The sequence below is a fragment of the Paenibacillus sp. DP01 genome, from assembly GCF_044784315.1.
Lineage (GTDB): Bacteria > Bacillota > Bacilli > Paenibacillales > Paenibacillaceae > Paenibacillus > Paenibacillus polymyxa.
Map to the genome: position 1 here is coordinate 284,137 of NZ_CP173059.1, position 24,111 is coordinate 308,247.

The window sequence follows — 24,111 nt, forward strand, 5'->3', positions numbered from 1 at the left end:
ATATTCGAAGTTATTAGGGTAAACAAAAAAAGCAGATAGCTCATAGGAGCATCTGTTTTTTTTGTATTTAAGCTGAATTTAAAAGATGAACATCAAAAAACGGAGCAGGCAGAATAGTGCTGGACAAGCAAAGCGGTGGAGTTGGGAAACACTATCCGCCTGCGTAGTGGCGTTATCGTAGATTTATATAGATCATTTGGTCATACAATAGAATGTCTGATCACTCGTAATCCAGCCACTTTCGCCACCTTGCCTTGTGGATGGGCTTTGAATTGAATTGTCACTTCATTTTTGTGGCTCGTCACAGACAGAGGCAACTCATAGGCAAACGTCTCGAATTTATTCATTTCCTCGGATTCCAGCTTGCCTTCTCCCAAATTCTGACCATCTGCGATGATGTCAAAGTCACGATGAGAGCGGTCGGAGTCCTTCAGATAGGTCACTGCTAATTGGACAGGCTCATCAGGGAGCACCTTCATGACAAAAGAGAACCAGCCCCCAGGCCATGTATCGCGATATTTGCGGTTATAGATGGACCCCAAGCCTACATGTTCGCCAGTAAAGGCATGATCCCGTTCAGGCTGCATTTCGGCAGGCTGCACAACATCCACTGTACGTCGTTCCAGTTCCAGCTGGTACGCTAACGCGGTACGGTATTCTGCCTCTGTTGATGTCCACTCCTCCTTGGAAAAGAGATCCCAATAAACGGTATAAGAACGATCATATATCTGATAAAACGGACGAAGCTTCAACTCTCCGATATAACCCAGGTCGCTTAGATGGAATGTATTCGGCTCGATCCTGTCAGCAGTCAGCTTGGTTGCCAAGGAATCAGCCGATCCGATCAGAACAGATGCCAGCAGACGTTCCTCGTTGGACTCCTGTTCAACAGGACCCAGATCTCCAGCCAGCACAAGTGGACCGTACATGAAGGCAATTCGTCGCGGATTATCTGGCATTTCCTCAACTCTTACTGTCATAGGAATATCGTACTCGACCGTATCTCCATCGTTCCATTCCCGTTCAATTACAATATAGCTGGTAGGACATGCCTCTGCGGCATACTCTTCCCCGTTGATCTTAATCATCATGCCCTGCTCCGCCCAGTGTGGGCATCTTAGCTTGATCGTGAAGAACTTGGGCTCCTTGCTTATGACACGCAGCGTTCCTCGCCCATTTTGCGGAAAGAGAGTTTCTTGTTGGAGCTGTACATCCATTTCCCCCCACGTCACAGTAGAAGGGACATATTGGTTAACATAGATTGTATTTGCTGTGTGAAAATAAATCGCGGTGCCGTACATAGAGTGACTCTCCATACCGGACCCGACACAGCATGTAAAATCCTCATATTGAGAATTGAAGGACTTGTGTCCACCCATTTCCAGCGATACAAAATAGCAAACACGTCCATCTACAGGCTGCTGTGAAGCCAGAATATGATTAAACATTGCCCGTTCATAGTAGTCGGCATAAGCTGCGTATGCGTCCCATTCGAACATATGTCTTGTTAATTTCAGCATATTGTAGGTGTTGCAGGTTTCACAGGTGCCCTCACCCAAACGATCATTCAGCTTGCCAGGTTCACCAAAATGTTCATTATAGCTATTGCCGCCGATTACGTAGGAATGCTTGTGAACCACCCGATCCCAGAAAAAGCGGGAGAGGTCCGCATATAGAGGTTTGCCTGTCACTTCGAACTGCCGTGCTGCACCAATGATTTTAGGAATTTGCGTATTAGCATGTCGTCCTGCCAGCGTATCGCGGCTGTCTGCCAGATCATTCAGCACTTCTCCATGATAAAAGCGTTCCGCCAGATTCAGAAAGCGTGTCTCTCCAGAATGTTCCGCCAGATCGGTCAGCACCTCGTTCATGCCGCCAAACTCGCAATGGAGCACCTGTTGCACCTGTTCATCGCTCAGTCCTTGGAATACATCCTCCAGCCAGTCGCCGAGTTTGATTTCCATCGCTAATGCTTTGGGATGATGAGCGAGTAGGTGGGCATCACGCAAGCCTGCGAAGAGCTTGTGCATCGTATATAGCGGTACCCAACCTCCGTTAAGATCAAAGCCCTGGGAACGAATATCTCCGGATTTGACCTCTTCAAAAATCTCTTTCCCGCGCGGGATACCGGAAATGTATCCGTTTCCATGACTGTTTTGGCATATCTCCAACTCGTCGATCACATAGTTTACTCGTTCCAGCAATCTTTTATCGCCTGTAGAGGCAAACATTAGTGCACAGCCAGACAGGTAGTGCCCAAGTGTATGTCCACTGATGCCGCGTGCTTCCCAGCCTTCATAATGAGCCGCTTTGGGTTCCAAGCCCGCATATTCACGAAAACGTGACAATAAACGGTCGGGTTCCAAACCCAGCAGATAGGTCGTATTCAGTTCCATAGCGTGGTAAAGTGGGCCGGAATCAATACTTACTTTATGCAAGTCAAAAGCTTGTGCTTTCAAAATCATCGCTCCTTAGCTAAGATGGAAGTGTATATTTCTCCACTACATTAGCATTGCAACCGCGGTATGTCAGTAGCTTAACCATACAATGGGTGGACAAATCCGAACATGAATCTAAAGAGGCGATAACATGACCTATCTGAAAGTGAATGTAGATACTCCGATCCAACTAATCTCGGCAGGCGAGTTTGTTTCCGAGGTGCCATGGAAGCATATGAGCCGTTCCATTGAGAACTTTGAGTTGATCCTGGGTGTCCAAGAAACGGTATATATACGGGAGGAACAGGAGGATTTTGAAATAGGGGAAGGAGATATTCTATTGCTGTACCCTGGTCGTACGCACCGAGGATACCGGGAATCATTGCCGGGGGTTAAATTTTATTGGTTTCACTTCGATGTGCCTGCGACCCCGAATGTATTATCTAGTGAGGAAATGAAGCAGGAAACAAGTGCTATGGACGGGCTTTTGCAGCGTCATGGCGTAATGCGCGATATCTATTTACCGCAAAGTGTACAGGCAGATAATGGAGATCGGATTCATATTATTGTCAATCAAATTTTGCATGTCGCCAACTCACATTATCTTACATATCACAGTGCTAACTATTTGTTCACCTCACTGCTGATTGAGATATCTGAACTGGCCCTCAGTCGCTTGATCTCCAATCCTGTCCATTCACAGGGGAACGTGAGTATGAACAAGATTATCGAGTGGACTCGAATTCATGCTGAGGAACCGCTGACCGTGACCGATCTGGCTCGGAAGTTCAATTACAACAAGGATTATATATCTCGTTTATTCAAGCAAAATACGGGCATGCGCCCCTTGGAGTTCATTCACAGTATTCGAATCAACAAAGCGAAGGAACTAATTTCCCGTACAGATATGAGCATTAAGCAGGTTGCGGAGGAAGCGGGATACACGGATGAGAAGTATTTTATGCGATTGTTCAAAAAGCGAGTCCATATGACTCCCTCGCAATACCGGAATGCCTATCACAAAACATTTATGAACAATGTCTAGTCCATTTCCGCTTTACAGCAGGCATGGCTTATCAGACTATAATTTGATAATCTGATTTAAGAGAGATTGAATGAGAGTGCAATACATAATACTTTGTTAAAAGGGGCGAGTGAGATGCTACAACCACCATTAAAGGAAGAACTGACTCGAATACTCGAAGAGCATTCACTTGGTGAAGAATTAAAAAAAGAGATCAATCAAGAAGCTCAAGCTGCTATACAATTTCATCTAGATCATAAAGAAAATTACGAGCGTGTTGGCAATAGTCGAATTGCTGGCTACCCGGATTTGCCCCCCTCAATCGAGTGGCCGTGTGATTCAGACGGAGAATATTATACGTTTATTGCTCAGATCAATCTAAGCGAGTTGCCTTTTTCACCATTCGAGGGATTGCCTCATCAGGGCATATTATACTTTTTTCTTGGGCTGGATGAGCCAGCTTATGATATTGACCATAAAGTCTTTTACTATAACGGTGACAGCAGCGCTTTGAAGAAAACTTTGCCGCCGAATGGGAAGGTTGAAGTATGTGCCGAGAACAGGGATTTCACCTCGTATGCAATTTCTTTTCAGCCGATCTTGACGCTGCCATCGGAGGGTGAGCTGGGAGATATCCTTTTAGATCAGTACGAAGAGCTTTATGAGCTTCTATATGAACATAGCGACACGGTGTGGGGACAGCATCAGTCTTTTGCCGGGAATACTCGTCGGGATGCTTATCTACGCCGAAACGGGCTGGAGGGTCTTCTATTTAACTGGCATAAGAGTGAGAGTCAGATCCACCAGGAAGCCGAGCAAGCTATGCATAGGGGAAGTACGGAGTATGCGGAGCAGTTACGATCTGAAGTGCTGCCTCAGCTGCAAGAATACCAGGCGAATCGGGAAAAGCACGATCAAGCTTCGGAAAATTGGCATGTTTTGCTCTCTGTATCATCCTTGAATGAGGTCGGTATGTGCTGGTGGGACGCAGGGTATTTGGAGTTTTTTATAGATCAAAGGGATTTGAAAAACCTTGATTTCACGCGAACGTATGTCAATCTGGCTACGAGCTAGCCGGGGCGCCGATGCTGTCATTGAGAAACGTGATACGTCTAAAAATTGGGTCACACTTCATAAACCTAAAGAAGAGAAACAGTTCGCTGGCCTTAAAGCGGACGGTTATCAAATTGATTTTGCATACTATACAGAGGGAAAAGATTTGATTGTCGAATCGAAATCCGGTTCCCCTGGCTTCAAAGGTGTCAGCCAAACAACGATGCGAATTAACGGCAAAGAAGTAGTACCTGAGATCATTGCGAAGGGTATGGTATCCACAGGCGTTAATGTTGATCGTTATAAAGATATTAAATTAGACGGAAGATTGGAACTAAATCCTGGCATCTACAAGTACAGTGATCCTGGACGTGATATTGAAGTTGTTTTGAAATAGATAGGGCGTCCGCCGCCTATTCTACAATTACGTAAATACAAAAGCCCTTCCGGCTTTCCATGAGGGAAGCAGCGGAAGGGCTTTTGTTATATATACTTGCCTATGCGGGGAGTGTATTTATACCCGCTGCACGGTAAACTCGAATTCCAGCTTTTGATCGGCTGGGATTTGATATTCTTCATGTACTGGAGCACCCCAGCTGTCGTCGCCGCCTACGCCCATTTGCTTGCCAGCTACGGTGACAACGGTGTAATACACGTTTGGTAACTCATACACATGGTATGCACTTTCCAGCTCGAACGCTGTATACGGCGATATATTGCATTCCACCGGCGCGGTGGCAGGTGCGGTAATGCGGATGCCCCGCTGGGAATCGTCAGTAATATCGACACGGCGCACGCCTGTACGATTGCCGGATTCCTGTGGCACGACATACCCGGACACGTTATCCGCAGCTTCGTTGCGGAATACGCCAAGTCTAGCACCGAAGGCCCGGTCGATGTAATTCTCCTCTGGTCCCATCGCATACCAGTCCAGATGGCGGTAGTCCGCTGGAACCTTGAACGAAAGGGCAAAGATCGGCAGGTTAGGCAGTCCCGATACACCTTCATAGGTGGATTTTACGTTCAGACTGCCATCCGCCAAGACGGTATAGGCTACCGTTACCTGTACGTCGGCATGAATGCTCAGCGTGTAGCGGAACGTAATGGTCACACGGTCTGCCTGCTCTTCCGTGACCTCGATGTCCACACATTTACGCGTCAGACTTGCAGCGAACCAGCCACCAGCTTCAAAACCGAGTGCGGTACCCCGATCATTGTCTGTGGTCGCCCGCCAGAACAACGGGGCAGGAGGCGTAGCGATCATCTCACGTCCCGCGTAGCGAAGTGAAGTCAGGCTGCCTGCTCCTTTGGAGAACATGATGCTGAAATCTGTACCGTGAACGCCAATATTTACATCGCCATGCACCACTCGTAGGGCTCCACCTGTAGGAGCTTTCAGCGGATTTGGATTTTCCACAATGAAAATATGCTGTCCGAAGGCTACTTCATGCCCAGCCTCAGCCCAGAGCGTCGCTTCCTTCAATACAAGCGCCGTGTGAATGACATATTCCCCAGGCTTCCCGTCTGTGCTTGGGAACGTCAATGGAATATAGGCTTCGGTCTGAGCCGCCACATCCACATGACTCACATTTCGCGTGATCTCTTGACCTTCATGCAACAGGCTGTATACCAGTTCATAGTCCCCTGTTCCCTCGAACAGGTTTTCATTGCGAATGGTCACACCTTTGGTATCCGGGATGAGCTTCAAATTTTGGTACAGGAATTTGACCTCCTGCATCTTCGGTGAAACCTTCCGGTCCGCATAGACAATTCCGTCCGTACAGAAGCCATAGTCTGTTGGACGGTCGTCAAAGTCGCCGCCGATCGCGAGGTACTCGCGTCCGTAACGATCTTTTTTCATGACCGCTTGGTCGATGTAATCCCAAATAAAACCGCCCTGATACAGCTCGTATTTGTTCTCCAACTCGGTATACTTGTGCATGCCGCCCACAGAATTGCCCATAGCATGCATGTATTCGCAACTGATATACGGCTTTTGTGGATTGTCATTCAAGTATTGCTCGATATCAGCGGGCTTGGCGTACATCCGGCTCTCCATATCGCTGGTATCATCATACGTACGATTGTGAAACACGCCTTCGTAGTGTACCAGACGGCTCGGATCGGTGGACCGGAAATAATTAGCGACATTGCGTAGCACTTCGCCTGCATACGACTCATTTCCGCAGGACCAGATCAGAATGGATGCATGGTTTTTGTCCCGTTCCAGCATGGAAATAGCGCGATCCATAACGATATCCTGCCATTCAGGCAGATTGGCCGGAATATTCCACGAAGGCTCGACCGCGCCGAGTTTTTGCCAGGAACCGTGTGTTTCCAGGTTCATTTCGTCAATCACGTATATCCCGTACTCATCGCACAGCTCATACCACAGTGTCTGATTCGGATAATGAGAGGTACGTACAGCGTTCATATTGTTCTGCTTGAGTGTCCGAATATCCCACAGCATATCTTCACGGGAAATTGCACGCCCGGTACGAGCGTTAAATTCATGACGGTTCACGCCCTTGAACACAATGCGCTTGCCATTCAGATGCATGACCTTGTTCACCATCTCGAATTTGCGGAAACCAACCTTTTGTGGGATCACCTCGACGAGTGTTCCATCGGCATCATAAATTTGAATGAACAACGTGTACAAATAAGGCCTTTCCGCGCTCCAGCGCTCTACTTGCTCCAAAGTTGCTGACAGCGAGGCGATGCCATCTGTAAAGTCAGCTTTCAAAGAAGCTACTATATGTCCGGTGGCATCCTTCACATCGACAGTTGTATGGGCTGTTGCTGGTTGCTCCAAAGTCAGTTTCAATTCCAGCAGGCCCTGCGTGTAGGTAGCATCCAGGTCCGCCTTGGCATGCAGGTCGCGTACGTGAACAGTAGGGATCGTGTACAAATATACGTCTCTGAAAATGCCGGAAAAACGCCAAAAATCCTGATCCTCCAGCCAAGCTCCCGTACTTCTTTGATATACCTCTACCGCCAGCTTGTTTTCGCCAGCTTGCAGGTAGGGTGTCAGTTCAAAATCAGACGGTGTAAAGCTGTCCTCGCTGTAACCGACAAATTGTCCGTTCAGCCATACATAGAAAGCCGACTCAACACCTTGAAAAGAAATGAACACAGGCTGCGCGTCAGAAGCCATATTTTCAGGCAAAACAAAGCTTTTGATATAGCTACCGACCGGATTGTGGTCTTGTGGAATATGAGGTGGACGAACGTCCGAATGTCCGTCCCACGGGTACATCGTATTGGCGTACTGCATTTGGCCGAAGCCTTGCGTCTGAATATGACCTGGTACCTGAATATCGCTCCAGCCGCCATATTCAAAGTCAGGGGCATAGAATTCTGCTGGGCGAGTGGCTGGATTCGTCGCATAGTTGAACTTCCAACTCCCATTCAGGCTGTGACGCCAGACCATATCGGCCTGGTGTTCTGCTTCCTGAAGCGTGGTGTAATATTTATGATCGGAATAGGCAGGCAAGCGATTTACGGCGAATTTGGTTACATCGGTGAGCCAGTCCAGACTAGGGGTATGAATGGTCAAGGCGAACACTCCTTATTTTTAAATTGAATGAAGACCGTATACAGAAATCTATTATTTTACCGAGCCGACCATACCTGCGACAAAGTGCTTCTGCATCAGGAAGAATACCAGTGCAGTCGGCAATGTGGACAGGACAATGGCAATCATAATAACGCCGTAGTCCGGTGCATAGCTGGAGCCGAGGTTCGAGATCAACAGCGGGATGGTTTGATTTTCTGGCGTTTGCAGTACAATCAGAGGCCAGAGGTAGTTGTTCCAGCTGGACATGAACGTGATAATTGCGGCAGCGGCATAGGTTGTTTTCATCGTAGGCATATACACCCGGAAGAACAGACCCAGCTCGGATAATCCATCCATCCGGCCAGCTTCCAGCAGATCCTTGGGAAACATCTTGGTGCTTTGACGGAAAAAGAAGATCAGGAACGCCGTAGTTACGGTTGGAATAACGACAGAAGAGAGCGTATCAATGCCGATCCACGGTATCACATTAGAAATGCTGCCGAACATCCGGTAAAGCGGGATCATAATCGCCGCAAACGGAATCATCATCGACATCAGCAGGATATTGAAGACAACGTCTTTCGCTTTACTTCTGTAAATTTCAAAGCCATAACCAGCCAGTGATGCAATGAGCATAGCCAGCAACGTCGTTGAGATGGAAACCTTTGCAGAGTTACTGAGCGCAGTAACGATGTCTACTTGTTCGAGCAGATTGTGCATGTTATCCATCAGGTGGGAGCCAGGCAGAAGCTTGCCTTTGGTCACATCGACTGACAGGTTCGTGGAGCTGGATAGCATCCACAGGAACGGGAAAATCGAAATGAATGACACAAGAATCAGAAAGGCGTACGTAAATGCTCTTTTTGTTTTCATCATTTTTTCTCACCTGCCACTTTAAACTGGATAATCGACAAGATAATGATCATAATGACGATGGAATAAGATACGGTCGCCGCATAACCAAAGTCGGATGAATACTTGAAGGACAGATTATAAATATATTGCGAAATAGAAGATGTCGCGTTACCTGGTCCACCTTTGGTAATATTCATGATTTCATCGAAGAGCTGAAGTGTACCAATCGTCGATGTAATCGAGGTGAACAGGATAATCGGCTTAAGCAGTGGAACGGTAATGCTGAAAAACTGCCGGATCGGGGAAGCTCCGTCAATACGGGCCGCTTCGTAGATGGAACTGTCAATGTTTTGAAGACCCGACAGGTAAAAGATCATGTTGTACCCTGTCCAGCGCCATGTGATCGCGATAATAATCGTTACTTTGGCCCAGAAAGGATCTGTAATCCATTGGATTGGCGTGCCAATCACGTGCAGGTTCAGCAACAAGGAGTTTACCAAACCGTCAGCCGAGAACAGATACTTGAAAACAACCGAATAGGCTACAAGGGATGTGATACACGGCAAGAAGATGGCGGTGCGGAAAAAGCCTTTGAATTTCAGGTTTTTATCATTCAACAATACGGAAATAAACAGAGCCAGAATGACCATTAAAGGTACCTGGAAAATTAAGTAGATAAACGTATTCTTCACAGCGGTAATGAACATTTTGTCAGTGAACAGACGCTTATAGTTATCAATGCCGTTAAAGCTCAGATTAGACCCAGTACCCGTCTTAAAGGATAAGATTAGCGCCTGAATCATCGGATAGAAATAAAAGGCGGCAATCATGATCACTGCGATGGATATGAACAACCATCCTGTCATACCTGCTTTAAGACGTGTTGTAGTCATTTTGGGCGCGGCTGTCTTCATACCATGTCAACTCCCTATGCAGCAATAAAACCTTGAACTCGCAAGCCCAAGGTTTTAAGTGCTTATCGTTTTATTGTTTAGCCTTGGCTAGATGGACTGTCTTATTTAAGCTGTGCTTCCGCTTGTCCTTGAGCGTCCTTCAGAACTGCATCTACATCTTTTCCGTTCAGGTAGTTTTGAATTTCAACAGTCATGATGTCCTCAATTGCATAAGTGTGCAGGCCATAATTGACTTTTGGAACTTGTTTAGTCCAATCAGCAAATTTCTTGTATACTTTGTCGCCACCGAAGTAAGCATCTTCCACGTCATAAGCTTTACCGCTGGAAGCTGCGTTCAATGAACCAACAATTCCGATTTTGCTCAGCATATCTTGATACAGCTCTGTATCTGAACCAAATGTTTCTTTCAGGAAATCAGCAGCGGTATCTTGACCGTCCGAGTTGAGGACATACCAGGAGCTGCCGCCGAGGCTGGAAGCATTCACGGATTCAGGTATATTTTTCAGTTTAGGGAAAGGTACAACAGCCCATTTACCGGATTGCGAAGCTTCTGCCTTAATTGAAGGTGTAATCCAGTTACCTGTAGGTACAGAAGCAACTGCACCGCTGTTGAATGCGGCCAAGAATTGACTCCAGTCGGCATTCATTTTAACAATGTTGGCGTCGAACAAGGCTTTGTACGTCAAGAGCGCTTCTTTCAGAGCTGGATTACCAGCCAGGTTTGGTGTTTTACCGTCTTCTTTTAGGTACCAAGAACCTGCAGTTTGGATCATGCCACGGATCAGACCGAGGTCATTCGGATCTTGAGTCAGCATATCTTTGCCTGTTTTTTGTTTTACAGCTTTACCGATTTCAATAAATTTGTCCCAATCAATATTGGTCAAGTCCGCTACTTTGTAGCCGGCTTGTTCCAGATAATCCGTTCTTACATACAATCCCATAACGCCGGAATCGAAAGGAACTCCATATTGCTTGCCGTTGTAGCTAGTCGGTCCGATTTTATAATCAGCGAAGTCGGATGCTTTGATCGAATTAGTCATATCATGGAAAGAATCGGGATAGGCTTGCAGGAAGTTCTGTGCCCGGTAATCCTCAATTAGAACCACGTTTGGCAATCCTTTAGTAGAACCGGAGTTGAGGCCGGCATTCATTTTTTGAACGATATCGTTTTGAGCATATTCGACAATGTTTACGGTTACATCTGGATGTTTGGCAACATAGCGATCTTTTGCCAGCTTCAGGGCTGCGATGTTGAAGTTCGGGTCCCAAGCCCAGACTGTAATTTCTTTCTTGCCTGAATCTGTGGTCGTAGCTGCTTTCTCAGAATTGCTGGAGCATGCGGATAACAAGATCAAGCTTGCAATCAGCAGAAGGAAAGACATTTTTTTCATTTTGTTCAACCCCTACTCTTTTTTTATATGTTGCTAACCATGTAGAACTTTTTTTGAAAGCGGTTACCTTGTTTATGAATTTAGTTTATCATCCTTGCTTTACTGGCAGTTAGGAATATCTTTATACAGATTGGTCTTATTATTATGATTTATCCAAAAAGGTACCGCTTACATTTGTGTTTTCTTTAGGTTTAGGTACTTTTTATAGATTGAACTAAAGATTTTCACGAAGCGCCACTGCGCGGCCGGATGGTGCTTCCCATCGCTGTTGTGCCTAGATGGCTAGCACCATTCCGCCCACTCCATTCTTGTTTCACTTCTTTGTTTCGTTCAGCCTATATTTTTTATGAGGTAGGAGGAGCGGGTTTTACGATCAGTGGCAGTGTCATTCTTACTTTGGTGCCCTCGCCCTTCTTGCTGGAGATGGTCACACCATATTCTTCTCCATATAAAAGGGTAATGCGATTGTGTACATTCTGAATGCCGATGCCTGTAAATAGTTGGCGTTTGCTCTTGGGGTTCGGCAGTCCGTCCTGCGCTGTATGCCCGTCCAAATCCATACCATCTCCATCATCGACCACCTCACAGATCAATGTATCCTCTGTTTTCGACACCAATATATAGATGTGCCCTGTGTTTTTCTCATTAAACGCATGGAAAAAAGAGTTTTCGATAAAAGGCTGAATGATCAGCTTGGGCACATGATACTCCAGACAATCGGGTGATACAAAATAATTTACCTGTACCCGTTGCCCATAACGCACATGATTAATGAATACATAATTTTGCATGTTGGCCATTTCTTGCTCGATGGTGATCGTTTCGCTCACATTGCTGATTGTATTTTGCAGCAAGGAAATGAGTGCATTGATCGTCTCGGCGGCAGTTTCCTTGTTTCCTTTGAGCACTAGCATTTTGATTGAAGCCAATGTATTGTACAGAAAATGTGGATTGATCTGCCGTTGTAGTGCAGCTAGCTCTGCATTTCGTTGGCCTTTTTGGGTTTCTAAAAGCTTACGAATATAATCATTTAGTTCATCAAGCATGTAGTTGTAAGCATGACTTAACTGTCTGACCTCGTAGCTACCCGTGACCGGGATATAATTATCAAAATTTTTCTCGCGTATAGTCGACATTTGCTTGACCAGCCGAGTCAGAGAACGAATCAGGCGACGTGAAATGAGAAAAACAATCACCAAAGCAATCAGTACAATGGCGATACAGATCCAGACAACAGATTTAACGTCAATAATTTGCCCAACTGCGGTTTGCCTATCGATCATGTTCACCAGATAAAAATCAAATGAAGGGATATAGTTGGAAAGAACGATACTTTCTTTATTCATTACATCCGCATTAATATAGTTTAGTCCCTGTTCATTGATTTTGGTGGCATAGCCCAGCAGCTCACTGGAGCGTTGTCCGACTAGGTCCTGACGGTTGCTCGATACAATCAGTCCTGTTTTGTCCAAGATCAGCACATCATTACCGTTACTCGTGAAATTGTTATAAAAACGCCGAAATTCTGGCTCCCGAATGGCAATGTAGATCATTCCGTACAAGGTGCCACTGGTTCGCTCCATAAATGGTTTAGAGGCGATGATATAGGGTGTGGGTTTTTGCATGGTGCTAGTCATTTGTTGATGAAACAACTCCGTATCCATTTGATACATAAGCTGTGCCGGGCGTGCTACACTTCGGGCCGTAATAGCACTGCTCTTAAGCTGCTCCGCAGTTACAGGCCAATAGGAGGAATCGGAGTAAAAGCTCCGTCCGTTCAGACCTGTTACAGCGACACCGACATCATAAGCATCGACGTTCGATTTAATTTGCTTCATTTGCTGTGCCATACCGAAGTAAATCCTTGCCGAGTTAATCGAGTCAGATTGGCCGCTAGTCAAATAGTTTTTGACGGTTCCATTTTCCGAAGCGTGGGTTACAGCATTCACGATAGAGTCATTGAAGGATTCAAAGCTGGATTGAATCTGGCTAAGCACCTTGGCATTGGTAATACTGAATGTCTCAGCGAATAGTCGTTCAGACATTCGAATCGTCACCAAAGAGGTCAGCAACGATACCGCAGTGATGCTGACCACCATAACAATAAAGATTTTGAAGAACAGACCTTGATATTTGATCTTGTGGATATATCTTTTCATATTCGATCTCTTTTCTGCTGGCAGATATGCGCTTGCTCTCTAATGGAGATGCTCCCGGCGGTACTGGCTGGGCGAGTAGCCCTTCACTTTTTTGAACACTTTAGTAAAATAGCTGGGGTCCGAATAGCCTACTGTACTGCTAATATCTGAAATGGGCAGCGTCCCCGATCGCAGTAGTTCAGCAGCTTTTTCAACCCGAATTTTGTTCAGGTACTCGCTAAATCCCTCTGTATGGTGTGCCGTGAAATAACTGGACAAATAAGAGGGGTTAAAATGGAAATATTGCCCAAGGGTCGTCAAATTGAGTGTTTCAGCATGATGTTCCTCAATATACTCCAGCAATTTTTTCATGCTTGCACTACTTCCTTGCTGCGTCTTAGCCAGGATCTGTCGGTTCGCTTCCTCTAAAAAAGTCTCCAGCAACCGTACGGCTTCATGTACATGAGGGGCATCATTAATTGTTTTGAAATACGAATATTTCGCCGCATCCAGTTCCTTCATATCATACCCCTGATTCCCGAGCAAAATTGTAATGTTGAACACGATATTTCCGAGCAGCGATTTGAATTCAAAAGCGGTCGATGTGTAGTTGCCGGACATGGCGGCTACATAGGACCTCAAATCCTGAAAAGCTGTATCAAAATGCTCACGCTTCATCTCTTCCGTAAACTGTTTTAAGTTAAACGAACGATTCACCTGAACAGGCTGAGGGAGTTCATCTTCGATCAGCAGCGCTGTCTCTGGGAAATAAAAGCGGTAGCTTAGTAATTTGGGCAGTTCATCCTGATAGACACTGCTAATCTGATTAAAATCATCAAATAGATGACTGACCGCCCAGCCTGTCTGTGGATCGAGCTGCTTTGTCTCTTGAGCAACTTCCCTAACCGCAGCCATCCAGGCATCTAATTCCCGTGGCCCCAGATTGGCTAAAAAAACGGCCGCATACCCATCCGATGGCAGCTGTCGCAGAACGATGTGTTCACAGGCAGAGGCTACTCGGTCTGTAAGCTTGGAAAATAGGTCCGAAGCCGAGGGATTGGTAGAGCGTCCCTTATCTTGCTGTACCGACTGTTCTATACCTATGAGCGCAAAACGGGCGTAAGGAAATGCTTGCTTCACCAGCTCAACGTCATAATCTATGCTATAGCCAGAGATCAATTTTTCGATCACATGATCCATCGTGATTTGATTATTCCCGGCATCTTCCTGATATTGAATGGATGGAATTTTGCGGGCTGTTCGCTGGAGCACCTGAAGCAGCTCATCTGTGTCCAGCTTGGGCTTTAAAATATAGTCAGCCACACCTTGCTGAAAGGTGGAGCGTACGTAATTAAACTCGCCGTAGCTGCTGAGCACAATCACCTCGATATCTGGATAGTTCTGTCTGACGATGCGTGTCAGCTCCTCACCATCCATGATCGGCATTACGATATCCGTAATGACAATATGAGGACGCAAGGCTTCAATCAGCTCCAGCGCCTCTTTCCCATTGGAGGCCTCACCTACAATTCGAAATCCGTATTGTTCCCACGACAAATGATGTTTGATCCCTTGCCGTACCAATATTTCATCATCTACAATTAAAATGTTGCATAGCTCATTCATGACAGCACTCTCCATAATTATATCTATTCAAAAAAGACGCCATTAAGGCGAGGGCCTAATCATCTGACGGACATAGTTGATAACGCTTCCAACTTTAACTAAAATCTAAAGCTTTTAATCTTTACATGCTAACATAAACGGCAGGGTGATTCCAAAGATAATTTAGTTCAAATGGCATACAAAAGACAAAAAAGGCTGCCGAGAAAATCTCGACAGCCTGAACAACCGGGATTACTTTATACAGTACCCCATGTCCGATCTCCTGCCAAATATTTTTCAGTCAAAATAGACAGCAGTTGAATACCAACCTCGTTATGTCCTCCCTCAGGCAGGATCAGGTCGGCGTATTTCTTGGAAGGCTCAATAAATGCCTCGTGCATCGGCTTAACCGTCGTCAAATAGTGATCATGGATCGAATGGATGGTGCGACCGCGTTCCTCAATATCGCGAAGAACCCGACGGAGAATGCGCACATCAGGGTCCGTATCCACAAATACCTTAATATCAAGCAGGCTGCGGAGTTTTTCGTCTGACAGCACGTGCAGACCTTCCAACATAACGATATGATTCGGCAGAAGCTCTACCGTCTCGTCCGTGGAACGAGCATGAACCGTAAAGTCATACACGGGCGCTTGAGTCGCTTGTCCTTTTTTTAGACATTGAAGATGCTCAATCAGCAAGTCGTTGTCAAAGGCAAACGGATGATCATAGTTGACCAAAGCACGTTCGTCATAACTCAGATGTGAATGGTCTTTATAGTAGTTATCCTGAGATATGAAAGTCACTTTATTAGATCCCAGACGCTCAACGACGGCGCGTGCTACCGTCGATTTACCGGAACCTGTACCGCCGGCAATACCAATAATAAGCATGGCGTTTCACTTACCCTTCCCTAAATGTATCCCGATACAACTCAAGTATTGTAGCACAATGCACACTTTTTTTCATCACTGTTGCACGTTGTATTTCTTCCATTTCCGTATCTTGGCTCTGAATGTTTTAAACGGTGCTACGGAGTTGATGTGAATCCATCTCGCCATAGGCCAGTTCGGATTAGTGCCTGTCCACTTGTGAATGCCCTGGGTGAAGAGCTCTTCATGACTGAGTGTGTCCACCCAATCCAGCCACGTTTGCTCAGCCAACTTGAACTTATCGCGTAATTCATACAGAGAGTAGTGGGAATAGGTCTTGTAGAATGATTGGTATAGTTCGCCTAGTCTATTCCACTTATAATTCGGGGCAGGCATGATGACGGTTTTCCCTTCTCGTTCGTCTCTGTCCCAACTCATGACAAGATGAAGCCATCCGAGCTGATAGGCTATCATTTCTGCGGGTGTTTTATCTACTTCGTCGATTCGAGTATCCTTGTGGCTTTCGTCGATCTCCTGGAACTCACCGTCAAATCGTAAGTAGGAGGTATGAATGGCTTCTTTTAACTCTGATTTGGAAGCGTAGTCGTAGCTAGACATCTAATCGCTCCTTTACATGATATTGGTGATACTCACCCCTTTATATGTACCATTCTCAATATGACAACCGTATGTCTTATTCAAAAATAAAAAAATCTCGTTTTTTGTGATTTTATGAAACATCATTTGGTGTGTTCGCGAAAAAGAACGAAAAATTAATAGAAAAATTAAGACAAAAGATAAGTAATTAGACATATTTTAATATTTATTTAAGTGCCTATAATTATTGGAGTATAGCGATTAGGGGCCCTCATTGGTGCATGGATATGATTTCCTCCATCAATACGTTATATACCGTTTGCTTTAGTATTCATAAATCCAATTGAGAAGGGAATTGTGATATGAAATCGAGTTTGTTAAAAAAATGCGCAAGTGTAATGTTAAGCAGTACGTTGGCACTGTCTTTATCATTACCGCTATTAGGCCACGCACAGGCTGATGAGAATGTACAGGTAAGTGATGATTTTGAACAAGGAGAAGCTCAAGGCTGGTCTGCAGATTCGGGGAACTGGTCTGTGGTCAAGGACGGGAATGGTTCTACATACCAACAATCTAGTCGAAGCGAAAGCCATTCCGTAAAAGGCAATACCTCATGGACAAATTATAGTGTGCAAGCAGATGTATATGTAAATGATTTTAATGGCTCTAATCGAGTATATGTGGCAGGTAGATACACGGATTCTAACAACTTCTATGCAGCATCGTTGTACAACAAGAAAGGCGGAGCCCTTGAGATTCGTAAAAAAGTTAATGGATCTATGAAGACACTGGCTACCAATAAAAAATACAAACTGGACACCCATACATGGTACAGAGTGAAGCTGGAGCTATCTGGTCCGGAAATCAAAATGTATGTTAATGATCAGCTGGAGCTGTCCGCAACAGACACCAGCCTCACAGCTGGAGCCATGGGTCTGGTAACGTCTAAAACAGTTGCTCAGTTCGATAATGTGATTGTATCCGGTGCTTCTTCAGAAGGGGGTACAAGTACACCACCTGTGAAGCCGACACCGGGTACAGAACAACCGACTCCTGGGGTGGAGCCTAGTGTAACCTCCAAAAATAACTATAATTTGACTGGCTTTTCGTATGGTAATACAGGCGGAGGGAACATTGCCAATACGGATGCCAATTACAAAAAGGTGTACAATGCTGTAGATCTTAACGAAGCACTGAAAAAAGGCAGCAAGGTTAAAGTGATTGAGATTATGAATGATCTGGACCTTGGCTGGAATGAAATTCCTAGCGCTGCGAAGACAATGCCATTTAGCGCCAACAATCCTGTACAAACACATCCTGTTCTGAAAAAGACAGGGGTGAGCAAAGTCTATATCGAGAATATGAATGGAGTTACAATCTTCTCGGCCAATGGTGCGAAAATCAAGCATGCCGGTTTTGTCATCAAACGAAGCTCTAATTTGATTTTCCGTAACCTTGAATTTGATGAACTTTGGGAATGGGATGAAGCAACCAAAGGAAACTATGACAAAAATGACTGGGATTATATTACAATCGAAGGTGCAAGCTCCAAGGTATGGATCGACCATTGTACATTTAACAAAGCCTATGATGGCCTGGTAGATGTGAAAAAGGGAAGTAACGGAGTTACGATTTCCTGGTCCTTGTTCAAAGGAGATGACCGCAGTTCCAACAGCTGGGTAACCCAACAAGTCAACGCGATGGAAGCAGATAAGTCCTCCTATCCTATGTACGCTTATTTGAGAAGCAGTGCAGTAGGCATGAGTAAAGAAGATATCATTGATATTGCAGCAGGACAAAAGAAAGCGCATCTGGTGGGTGCCACGGAAATGGCAGGCGACAATGCGGATTTGGAAGTGACGCTGCATCATAATTATTATCTGGATATTCAGGACCGTATGCCACGTTTGCGTGGTGGTAATGCTCATGCATATAACATCGTTATGGATGATGCTGGATTGGCCAGATCCAAAAAAAGAATTACGTCCGACATGACCAAAGCGATCGCTGCCAAAGGGTACCATTTTGACGTCGTGGGTAATGGTGCGATTTCAACAGAAAACGGCGCGGTGCTGCTAGAAAAATCGTATTTAATAGATGTGTTTTCTCCGGTGCGTAACAATCAAAAAGACCCTAATAAAGCGGATTATACAGGTAAAATCAAAGCCGAGGATGTTATCTTGTCGGACAACGGTGCCGTGTTCAGAGGCGGCAGTGACGCTGCGAATAGCCCATTAGCTCCTTATCCAGCAAAGGCTAAGAGCTTCTCTTGGAATGGGTTCACAACGTTGCCATACAGCTATACAGCCGAAGACCCTGCCAACTTGGTTGCTCAATTGCAGGCCAAGGACGGAGCGGGCGCAGGCAAGCTGAACTGGTCGAGTGAGAACTGGCTCAAAACGGTGTACAATACAGCCGCTACGAAAGACGTACAAGTGGAAGAAGATTCCGAGTAGGTAGGTAGTTTGAAAAAAGCAGTCAGGACAGATGCGCTCTGTTCTGACTGCTTTTTTTGTTAAACACGTTTAGGCTGCGTTCGGTACGAACTTAACCAATAACGACAAATGAGGACACGCCAGCAGGTACGGATCTAACGCGGAATAATACTCCATCATCTCTAAAAGTACGCAGAATATAAGGCTGGTTCGTAGGTGTGCGGACTCTGTTGAATCGGGCAGTACCAAAGCGGTCGAAGCCTGCAGCTTGCACAAAGGTTCCATCTAAACGCCGGAGTGTTGCAAAAAATCCAGACGTGTTAAAAGGTACACCATCATTGTTAGCCCAGATAACTGTAAATCTACGAAGGGTTTGTGTTGGACTCACATTGCGATATCTCGTAACAGGAACCTTTCTGCCCGTAGATTTCAGCGTTTGTGGAGGACGAATGGCCACTTCAAATCAACTCCTTTGTTGTGATGAGATATTAAATGCACACAAAGGAGTGTTGGACCGTGCTATAAACTACTCTTCCTTAAAATAGGCATATAACGAACTTAGCACCTCATTATGCCCAATCGCGCCGTAGCGTGAAGAGGTCTTTTAACGCGTCTGTAGACAGCTCAGTAATCCAGCCCTCGGTGCTGGTGATGATTTGGTCGCTGAGCTGCTGCTTGCTCTCCAGCATCTCGTCAATGCGTTCCTCCAGCGTACCCAACGAGATAAATTTGTGAACCTGAACATCTTTGGTTTGTCCCATCCGGTAGGCTCGGTCTGTAGCTTGATTTTCCACAGCTGGATTCCACCAGCGATCAAAGTGAAAGACATGGTTGGCAGCTGTCAGATTGAGGCCCACCCCTCCGGCCTTGAGCGATAAAATAAACACGGATGGTTGCTCGTCAGGGGGAAGCGTGTGCGATTGGAATTGATCAATCATTCGGTCACGCGCAGTTTTGGATGTACTACCGTTCAGATAGAGCACGGGTTCTTGAAGTTCCTGAGCGAGTACCTGCTGAAGCATCTGACCCATACCAATATACTGCGTAAAAATAAGACAGCGCTCGCCCTCTTCCCGCAGCTCCTTGACCATAGCCAGAATGCGCTCCAGCTTGGATGAACGGCTAATAACCGCTTCAAGATCGGGCTGACTATAACCAGAAGCTGCTGCATCCAGGAGCGCCTCCTTGGTTAAGAGAGCAGGGTGGTTACAAAGCTGCTTCAACTGGGTCAGGGCTGATAAAATAGCTCCTTTACGCTCAATCCCCTCCAGCTTCTGCATCCGTTCCATCAGTTCTTTAACAATCTGATCATAGAGCGCACCCTGCTCGGAGGTGAGGTGAATGTACGTTTTCATCTCATTCTTGTCAGGCAAATCAAGCTGTATCGCAGGGTCCTTCTTTTTGCGACGTAGCATGAAGGGCTGAACCAGCTTTTGCAAATCCAGCGTGCGCTGCTCATTATGTTCTTTTTCAATAGCATTCATGAAGCGATTGCTAAAGGCGCGTGAGCTGCCCAAATAACCTGGATTGATAAAATCATAAATGGACCATAGCTCGGACAGCCGATTTTCAATAGGTGTTCCTGTCAACGCGATACGATGACGTGCAGGGAAGCTGCGCACAGCTGTGGATTGCTTGGTTTGAGCATTTTTAATGTTTTGCGCTTCATCCAGACAGATCGAATCCCAAGTCATGCTCTGCAGCAGCTCTTGGTCCAGAGTTGCCGTAGCGAAGGAGGTCAGGATGACATCAGCTTGCTCGACTTTTTCGCGGAACAAGTCTCCTTGTTCTCGCTTGCTTCCATAGTGCAGCATGACCTTCAAGGAAGGAGCGAAGCGGCTGAGCTCCTTCTGCCAGTTGCCCAACACCGAAGTCGGGCAAATCAGCAGCGAACTGGAGCGCACACCTGTCTCGGCGGCAATGTCCTGTAGGTGCAGTAAATAAGTGATAAACTGCACCGTTTTGCCGAGTCCCATATCATCGGCTAGGCACGCGCCCAATCCGAAGCGTCGCAAAAAGGCAAGCCATGCATACCCGTCCTGCTGATACGTCCGCAGCTCGGCTTGCAGCCCATCGGGTACGTCCAAAGCGGGCCATTCCGATTGCCGTCCGAGCTGGCTGATCAGCTTCAGTAGATGAGCGTTCAGCTCTACTTCCAGTCGGAAGCGTGCCGGGTCCTCCGGCTGCTCGCCCGAGGCGTCGCCTTCAGGCTCGTCGGTGTTACCAAGCAGATGCAGCTGCAGGATGTCCTGAAAGGACAATCCCTGAGTGCTGTCGATCCCGGCCATGGCGCGGCGGATTTGCGCCAGCAGCGCAGGGTCGAGCGCGATCCATTGGCCGCGGAAGCGCACCAAGCGCTCGTTGCGAGCCACGAGCTCGGCGAACTCCGACTCGCTCAGATCGGCATCGCCGATGGCCACACGCCAATCGAACTGGACAATGGAGTCCAGTCCGAACAGCGAGCTGCCCTTCGAGCGCTCTCCCGCACCTTCGCCTGGGCGAACCTTGGCCCGCAGCTTTGGCTTCTTGCGGGTGGCTGCCTCCCACCAGGCCGGCAGCAGTACCTGCCAACCGCTTTCCAGCAGACGCTGGCTGTCGGTCGTCAGGAATTGCCACGCGGCTTCGTCAGAGAGCGGGCGGCTCAGTATGTCATCGCGGCTTCCGGCACGCTGCCCTGCGGGCAAAATGGCGGTCAAGCTTTCCAGCCATCCGCCTGAGCGCTCACGCACATGCGCCGTCCATGCATCAGGCCATGATCCGGATGCATAGCCATCAGCGGCGAGCTGTACAGGCACCAGCAAGGCCGGGTCCTGCTTGTCCTGCAACACAAGCTTGAGCTGCCAGGACGGCTCGTCGTCCTCCAGCTCTGGCTCCAGCAGTTGCAGAAGCGGACGGAACGGCGCCGTATCGGCCTTCCAGCCAATGGCGATTAGCCATGCCTGAGCATCCAGGCCCGCCGCAACCTGTCGATTGGGGGCGAAGAGAACCGGATACTCTCTTCGCAAATCGGCGGCTTCCGCTTCGGTGCCGTACCAGCGCTGAAATACAGCGGCCGAGAACGCCGCTACCAGTCCATCGCGCTCGTTCTCATCCAGGCTGTCCAGCAAGGCAAGCTCTGCCGGTTGGACATTTTCCAATGCTTCTGCATCCCATTCCCATTGCAGCTTCCCCGCTTGAAACGATGTGAAGCTGGGCACATAGGCTTTCGTTTCAATGCAGTGAGCCAACAGAGGGATCAGCCGAAGCCACGGGGCATTGGCCTCGTCCCAGATCCATTCGATGTGCTTCAGCAACTCCTGCTCTGCCAGAAAAGGAATCACTTGCTCCGAGGGCAGCACGATAATATCTGTGTCTTGAACATGCTGAATCTCTAGCTCGGTGCCATAGAATGAAGCCTCATGCCAAGCAAACAAACGTTGCTTCAACATTTGACCGGAAATGCTATAGTTCATGGAGGAATCGCCATAAATTAGCGCGTCTCCATAGGTAGTTAATTGGATGTGCACCGTAATCGTTTCGGTATATTGGCTCATGATAACAATTTCCCTTTCCGCAATTCCTCCTGTAGCGCACGCAGGCGGCTGTGACGGCTGGTAAAGGTCGTGAAGAACAGCTCCCAGCGTGTTTCTTGCTTCATTTTTTTGTACAGCTTAAACAATCGCTTTAACAGCTTAACGGCTGCTTTGTAGCTGGCCCTGTTTTTTTCCAGCACATATCGTTCTACCGCTTGATGGTAAAAGGGTAGCAGCAACTCGGGAGCATTCTTTTCAATAGGTTGCAGCACGCTCACCCGAAAACTTAAAGGTTCACTGCGTATGCTTAGCTGATAGTCGATCCATTGCCGCCATTTCTCATGAGCAAGCAGGGCCTCTTCATACAGCCCACCCGCAAATGGAAGCATATCCACCAGCGTGTTCCACATGTCCTGCTCTGCTTCTGGGAGATGTTGCAAAACCAGCTCCCAATGATGCATATAATCCTGTAAATGATCATCCCGATGACTATGAAGCAGGGGACCGATATGTCGCAGGCCGTCTTTGAGACGTATCCAATCTTCGCCCTGTCGCAACGCATGTAAGAACAATAGCAATTGGCTGGAGGAGATGTTTAGTGGAAAAGCTTGTTCTGCCTCATGTAGCAGCTCCCAGGCTTTAGGATCCTGCGCTTGGTAAACATACATCCAGCTCCGAGCCAGCATCCACGGAAGGCGTGCCAACGTAGCACTACGCTCCTCTTCAGCTGCATGTAAATGCTGTAATTCTTCCGTATATATGCTAGAGTCCCGCCTTGCAGGATGCACCCAGTACAGCCAGAACTGATAATATGCGTCTGAAAAATAAGTACCGTTCCGCGACTCTATCAGCATTTTCTGGCGCAAATAAGCTAAAGTTTCTGCCATACGGGCTTCGTGCATCGGTTCATCAGTCAGCTCCAGTGGACTTTCAAAATCACGCTCAATCGCCTCTTTCAGCTCATCTGCGGCAATTTGTGTGTAGTAGCCCATATAGGTATGAGTGGGGTAACCCGTCCTGGGGGCCTGAGGTACCAGCTTCTCCAGTACACGCAGATGGGCATGCAGTCCATATAGCTGCTGCATACCGGGTGAGAGCGGCGGCTTCACAGCATAGATCGAAGCTAAAGCACTTTGCACATATTGGGAATTTTGAGTGTGCACATGATTAAGGGCGATACACTGATCGAACAGATCATGCCATTCGGAAACGGGCATGTCCGGTAGGTTGCTTGCTTTTTTACGGAGAGCATCTCTTGTTGCTTCCTTGTGATCCGGCGAAGGGTTCGACCGGAAAGCAGGTGTGGTACGGGTGTCTGCTTTTGTAGCCAACCGTGCAAATCCCGCCGAATGAGCGTTCACTAATGCGTGTACCGAACGTTCCTGTTCATTCGCGTAATTCAGTAATACAGCGATCATATGCTTGCAGTTGGTGCGAACAGGGCATGTACATCTGCTGGCAGCAAAAGCGCTCAAGTGAAGATCCACTTCATAGAGCTCGTTCCCGTCCACGACAGCCGCGATATGGTCAGCATTAGGCATTACGAATTCTTTGACCTTTCCCTGCTTAAAGTACTGAAAACCTCGTTTGATTGTCACATCATTAAAATGGTCAGCCACGTTTTGAATGAGCTGCTGCCACTGTATATCATCCATAAGATAGGTTGGTTTCATATGCAATAGTCTCCTAAGAGAGAATAGTTGATCTGATATTGATCT

16 protein-coding genes are annotated in these 24,111 nt (G+C 46.9%); 4 read left to right on the forward strand and 12 right to left on the reverse strand.

The annotated features are described in order from the left end of the window. Positions 1-200: 200 nt before the first annotated feature. Positions 201-2,459: a glycoside hydrolase family 127 protein gene (locus tag ACH59B_RS01225; RefSeq protein ID WP_019685815.1), complete on the reverse strand. Its 2,259-nt coding sequence runs from the start codon at positions 2,457-2,459 to the stop codon at positions 201-203. Between the two features lie 130 nt (positions 2,460-2,589). On the opposite strand from ACH59B_RS01225, the gene ACH59B_RS01230 reads away from it, so the two are divergent. From ACH59B_RS01230 to ACH59B_RS01240, 3 genes are all read left to right on the forward strand, one after another. Next, positions 2,590-3,483 carry an AraC family transcriptional regulator gene (locus ACH59B_RS01230; protein WP_016820157.1) on the forward strand — a complete coding sequence of 298 codons (894 nt, stop codon included), beginning with the start codon at positions 2,590-2,592 and terminating at the stop codon, positions 3,481-3,483. A 114-nt stretch (positions 3,484-3,597) separates the two neighbouring features. After that, the gene (locus tag ACH59B_RS01235) at positions 3,598-4,536 is read left to right on the forward strand and encodes a YwqG family protein (protein ID WP_019685816.1); all 939 of its coding nucleotides are present in this window, start codon (positions 3,598-3,600) and stop codon (positions 4,534-4,536) included. After that, positions 4,496-4,912, forward strand: a complete 417-nt coding sequence (locus ACH59B_RS01240) for a hypothetical protein (RefSeq protein WP_226888813.1) — start codon at positions 4,496-4,498, stop codon at positions 4,910-4,912. Before ACH59B_RS01235 ends, ACH59B_RS01240 begins: the two co-directional genes overlap by 41 nt. 117 nt (positions 4,913-5,029) lie before the next feature. On the opposite strand, the gene ACH59B_RS01245 is transcribed toward ACH59B_RS01240, so the two are convergent. The 8 genes from ACH59B_RS01245 to ACH59B_RS01280 form a co-directional block, all read right to left on the reverse strand. Then, positions 5,030-8,074 carry a glycoside hydrolase family 2 TIM barrel-domain containing protein gene (locus ACH59B_RS01245; RefSeq protein ID WP_019685818.1) on the reverse strand — a complete coding sequence of 1,015 codons (3,045 nt, stop codon included), beginning with the start codon at positions 8,072-8,074 and terminating at the stop codon, positions 5,030-5,032. A gap of 51 nt (positions 8,075-8,125) precedes the next feature. Next, positions 8,126-8,950, reverse strand: a complete 825-nt coding sequence (locus ACH59B_RS01250) for a carbohydrate ABC transporter permease (RefSeq protein ID WP_013368914.1) — start codon at positions 8,948-8,950, stop codon at positions 8,126-8,128. Continuing rightward, positions 8,947-9,843: a carbohydrate ABC transporter permease gene (locus tag ACH59B_RS01255; protein ID WP_016820161.1), complete on the reverse strand. Its 897-nt coding sequence runs from the start codon at positions 9,841-9,843 to the stop codon at positions 8,947-8,949. Before ACH59B_RS01255 ends, ACH59B_RS01250 begins: the two co-directional genes overlap by 4 nt. Positions 9,844-9,944: 101 nt before the next feature. Continuing rightward, positions 9,945-11,234 (reverse strand): ABC transporter substrate-binding protein, encoded by a 1,290-nt coding sequence (locus ACH59B_RS01260; protein ID WP_016820162.1) that lies wholly within the window; start codon positions 11,232-11,234, stop codon positions 9,945-9,947. A 344-nt stretch (positions 11,235-11,578) separates the two neighbouring features. Beyond that, the gene (locus ACH59B_RS01265; RefSeq protein ID WP_044786830.1) at positions 11,579-13,393 is read right to left on the reverse strand and encodes a sensor histidine kinase; all 1,815 of its coding nucleotides are present in this window, start codon (positions 13,391-13,393) and stop codon (positions 11,579-11,581) included. Positions 13,394-13,432: 39 nt separating this feature from the next. Then, positions 13,433-14,998, reverse strand: coding sequence for a response regulator transcription factor (locus tag ACH59B_RS01270; RefSeq protein WP_016820165.1), 1,566 nt, complete (start codon positions 14,996-14,998; stop codon positions 13,433-13,435). 236 nt (positions 14,999-15,234) lie between these two features. Next, a complete protein-coding gene (gene udk / locus ACH59B_RS01275; RefSeq protein ID WP_013368919.1) occupies positions 15,235-15,870 on the reverse strand; it encodes a uridine kinase in 636 nt (211 codons plus the stop codon). A gap of 75 nt (positions 15,871-15,945) precedes the next feature. Then, positions 15,946-16,467, reverse strand: coding sequence for a ClbS/DfsB family four-helix bundle protein (locus tag ACH59B_RS01280; protein ID WP_044786831.1), 522 nt, complete (start codon positions 16,465-16,467; stop codon positions 15,946-15,948). A gap of 341 nt (positions 16,468-16,808) precedes the next feature. Between ACH59B_RS01280 and ACH59B_RS01285 the strand changes: the two genes are divergently transcribed. Continuing rightward, positions 16,809-18,902, forward strand: a complete 2,094-nt coding sequence (locus tag ACH59B_RS01285; RefSeq protein ID WP_044786833.1) for a family 16 glycoside hydrolase — start codon at positions 16,809-16,811, stop codon at positions 18,900-18,902. A 91-nt stretch (positions 18,903-18,993) separates the two neighbouring features. On the opposite strand, the gene ACH59B_RS01290 is transcribed toward ACH59B_RS01285, so the two are convergent. The 3 genes from ACH59B_RS01290 to ACH59B_RS01300 all read right to left on the reverse strand — a co-directional run bounded on the left by ACH59B_RS01290 (position 18,994) and on the right by ACH59B_RS01300 (position 24,066). Next, positions 18,994-19,338 (reverse strand): hypothetical protein, encoded by a 345-nt coding sequence (locus ACH59B_RS01290; protein WP_016820169.1) that lies wholly within the window; start codon positions 19,336-19,338, stop codon positions 18,994-18,996. Between the two features lie 112 nt (positions 19,339-19,450). Then, positions 19,451-22,414: a DEAD/DEAH box helicase gene (locus ACH59B_RS01295; protein ID WP_404303157.1), complete on the reverse strand. Its 2,964-nt coding sequence runs from the start codon at positions 22,412-22,414 to the stop codon at positions 19,451-19,453. Continuing rightward, positions 22,411-24,066 (reverse strand): SWIM zinc finger domain-containing protein, encoded by a 1,656-nt coding sequence (locus ACH59B_RS01300; RefSeq protein ID WP_017425631.1) that lies wholly within the window; start codon positions 24,064-24,066, stop codon positions 22,411-22,413. The genes ACH59B_RS01295 and ACH59B_RS01300 overlap by 4 nt, the downstream gene beginning before the upstream one ends. Positions 24,067-24,111 lie beyond the last annotated feature (45 nt).

What these genes read in the sequence shown, in the direction of transcription:
- ACH59B_RS01230 (WP_016820157.1), top strand. Translation starts at nt 2,590, where the DNA reads ATGACCTATCTGAAAGTGAATGTAGATACTCCGATCCAACTAATCTCG.
- ACH59B_RS01235 (WP_019685816.1), top strand. Translation starts at nt 3,598, where the DNA reads ATGCTACAACCACCATTAAAGGAAGAACTGACTCGAATACTCGAAGAG.
- ACH59B_RS01250 (WP_013368914.1), bottom strand. Translation starts at nt 8,950, where the DNA reads ATGATGAAAACAAAAAGAGCATTTACGTACGCCTTTCTGATTCTTGTG.
- ACH59B_RS01255 (WP_016820161.1), bottom strand. Translation starts at nt 9,843, where the DNA reads ATGAAGACAGCCGCGCCCAAAATGACTACAACACGTCTTAAAGCAGGT.
- ACH59B_RS01260 (WP_016820162.1), bottom strand. Translation starts at nt 11,234, where the DNA reads ATGAAAAAAATGTCTTTCCTTCTGCTGATTGCAAGCTTGATCTTGTTA.
- ACH59B_RS01265 (WP_044786830.1), bottom strand. Translation starts at nt 13,393, where the DNA reads ATGAAAAGATATATCCACAAGATCAAATATCAAGGTCTGTTCTTCAAA.
- ACH59B_RS01270 (WP_016820165.1), bottom strand. Translation starts at nt 14,998, where the DNA reads ATGAATGAGCTATGCAACATTTTAATTGTAGATGATGAAATATTGGTA.
- udk (WP_013368919.1), bottom strand. Translation starts at nt 15,870, where the DNA reads ATGCTTATTATTGGTATTGCCGGCGGTACAGGTTCCGGTAAATCGACG.
- ACH59B_RS01280 (WP_044786831.1), bottom strand. Translation starts at nt 16,467, where the DNA reads ATGTCTAGCTACGACTACGCTTCCAAATCAGAGTTAAAAGAAGCCATT.
- ACH59B_RS01285 (WP_044786833.1), top strand. Translation starts at nt 16,809, where the DNA reads ATGAAATCGAGTTTGTTAAAAAAATGCGCAAGTGTAATGTTAAGCAGT.
- ACH59B_RS01295 (WP_404303157.1), bottom strand. Translation starts at nt 22,414, where the DNA reads ATGAGCCAATATACCGAAACGATTACGGTGCACATCCAATTAACTACC.
- ACH59B_RS01300 (WP_017425631.1), bottom strand. Translation starts at nt 24,066, where the DNA reads ATGAAACCAACCTATCTTATGGATGATATACAGTGGCAGCAGCTCATT.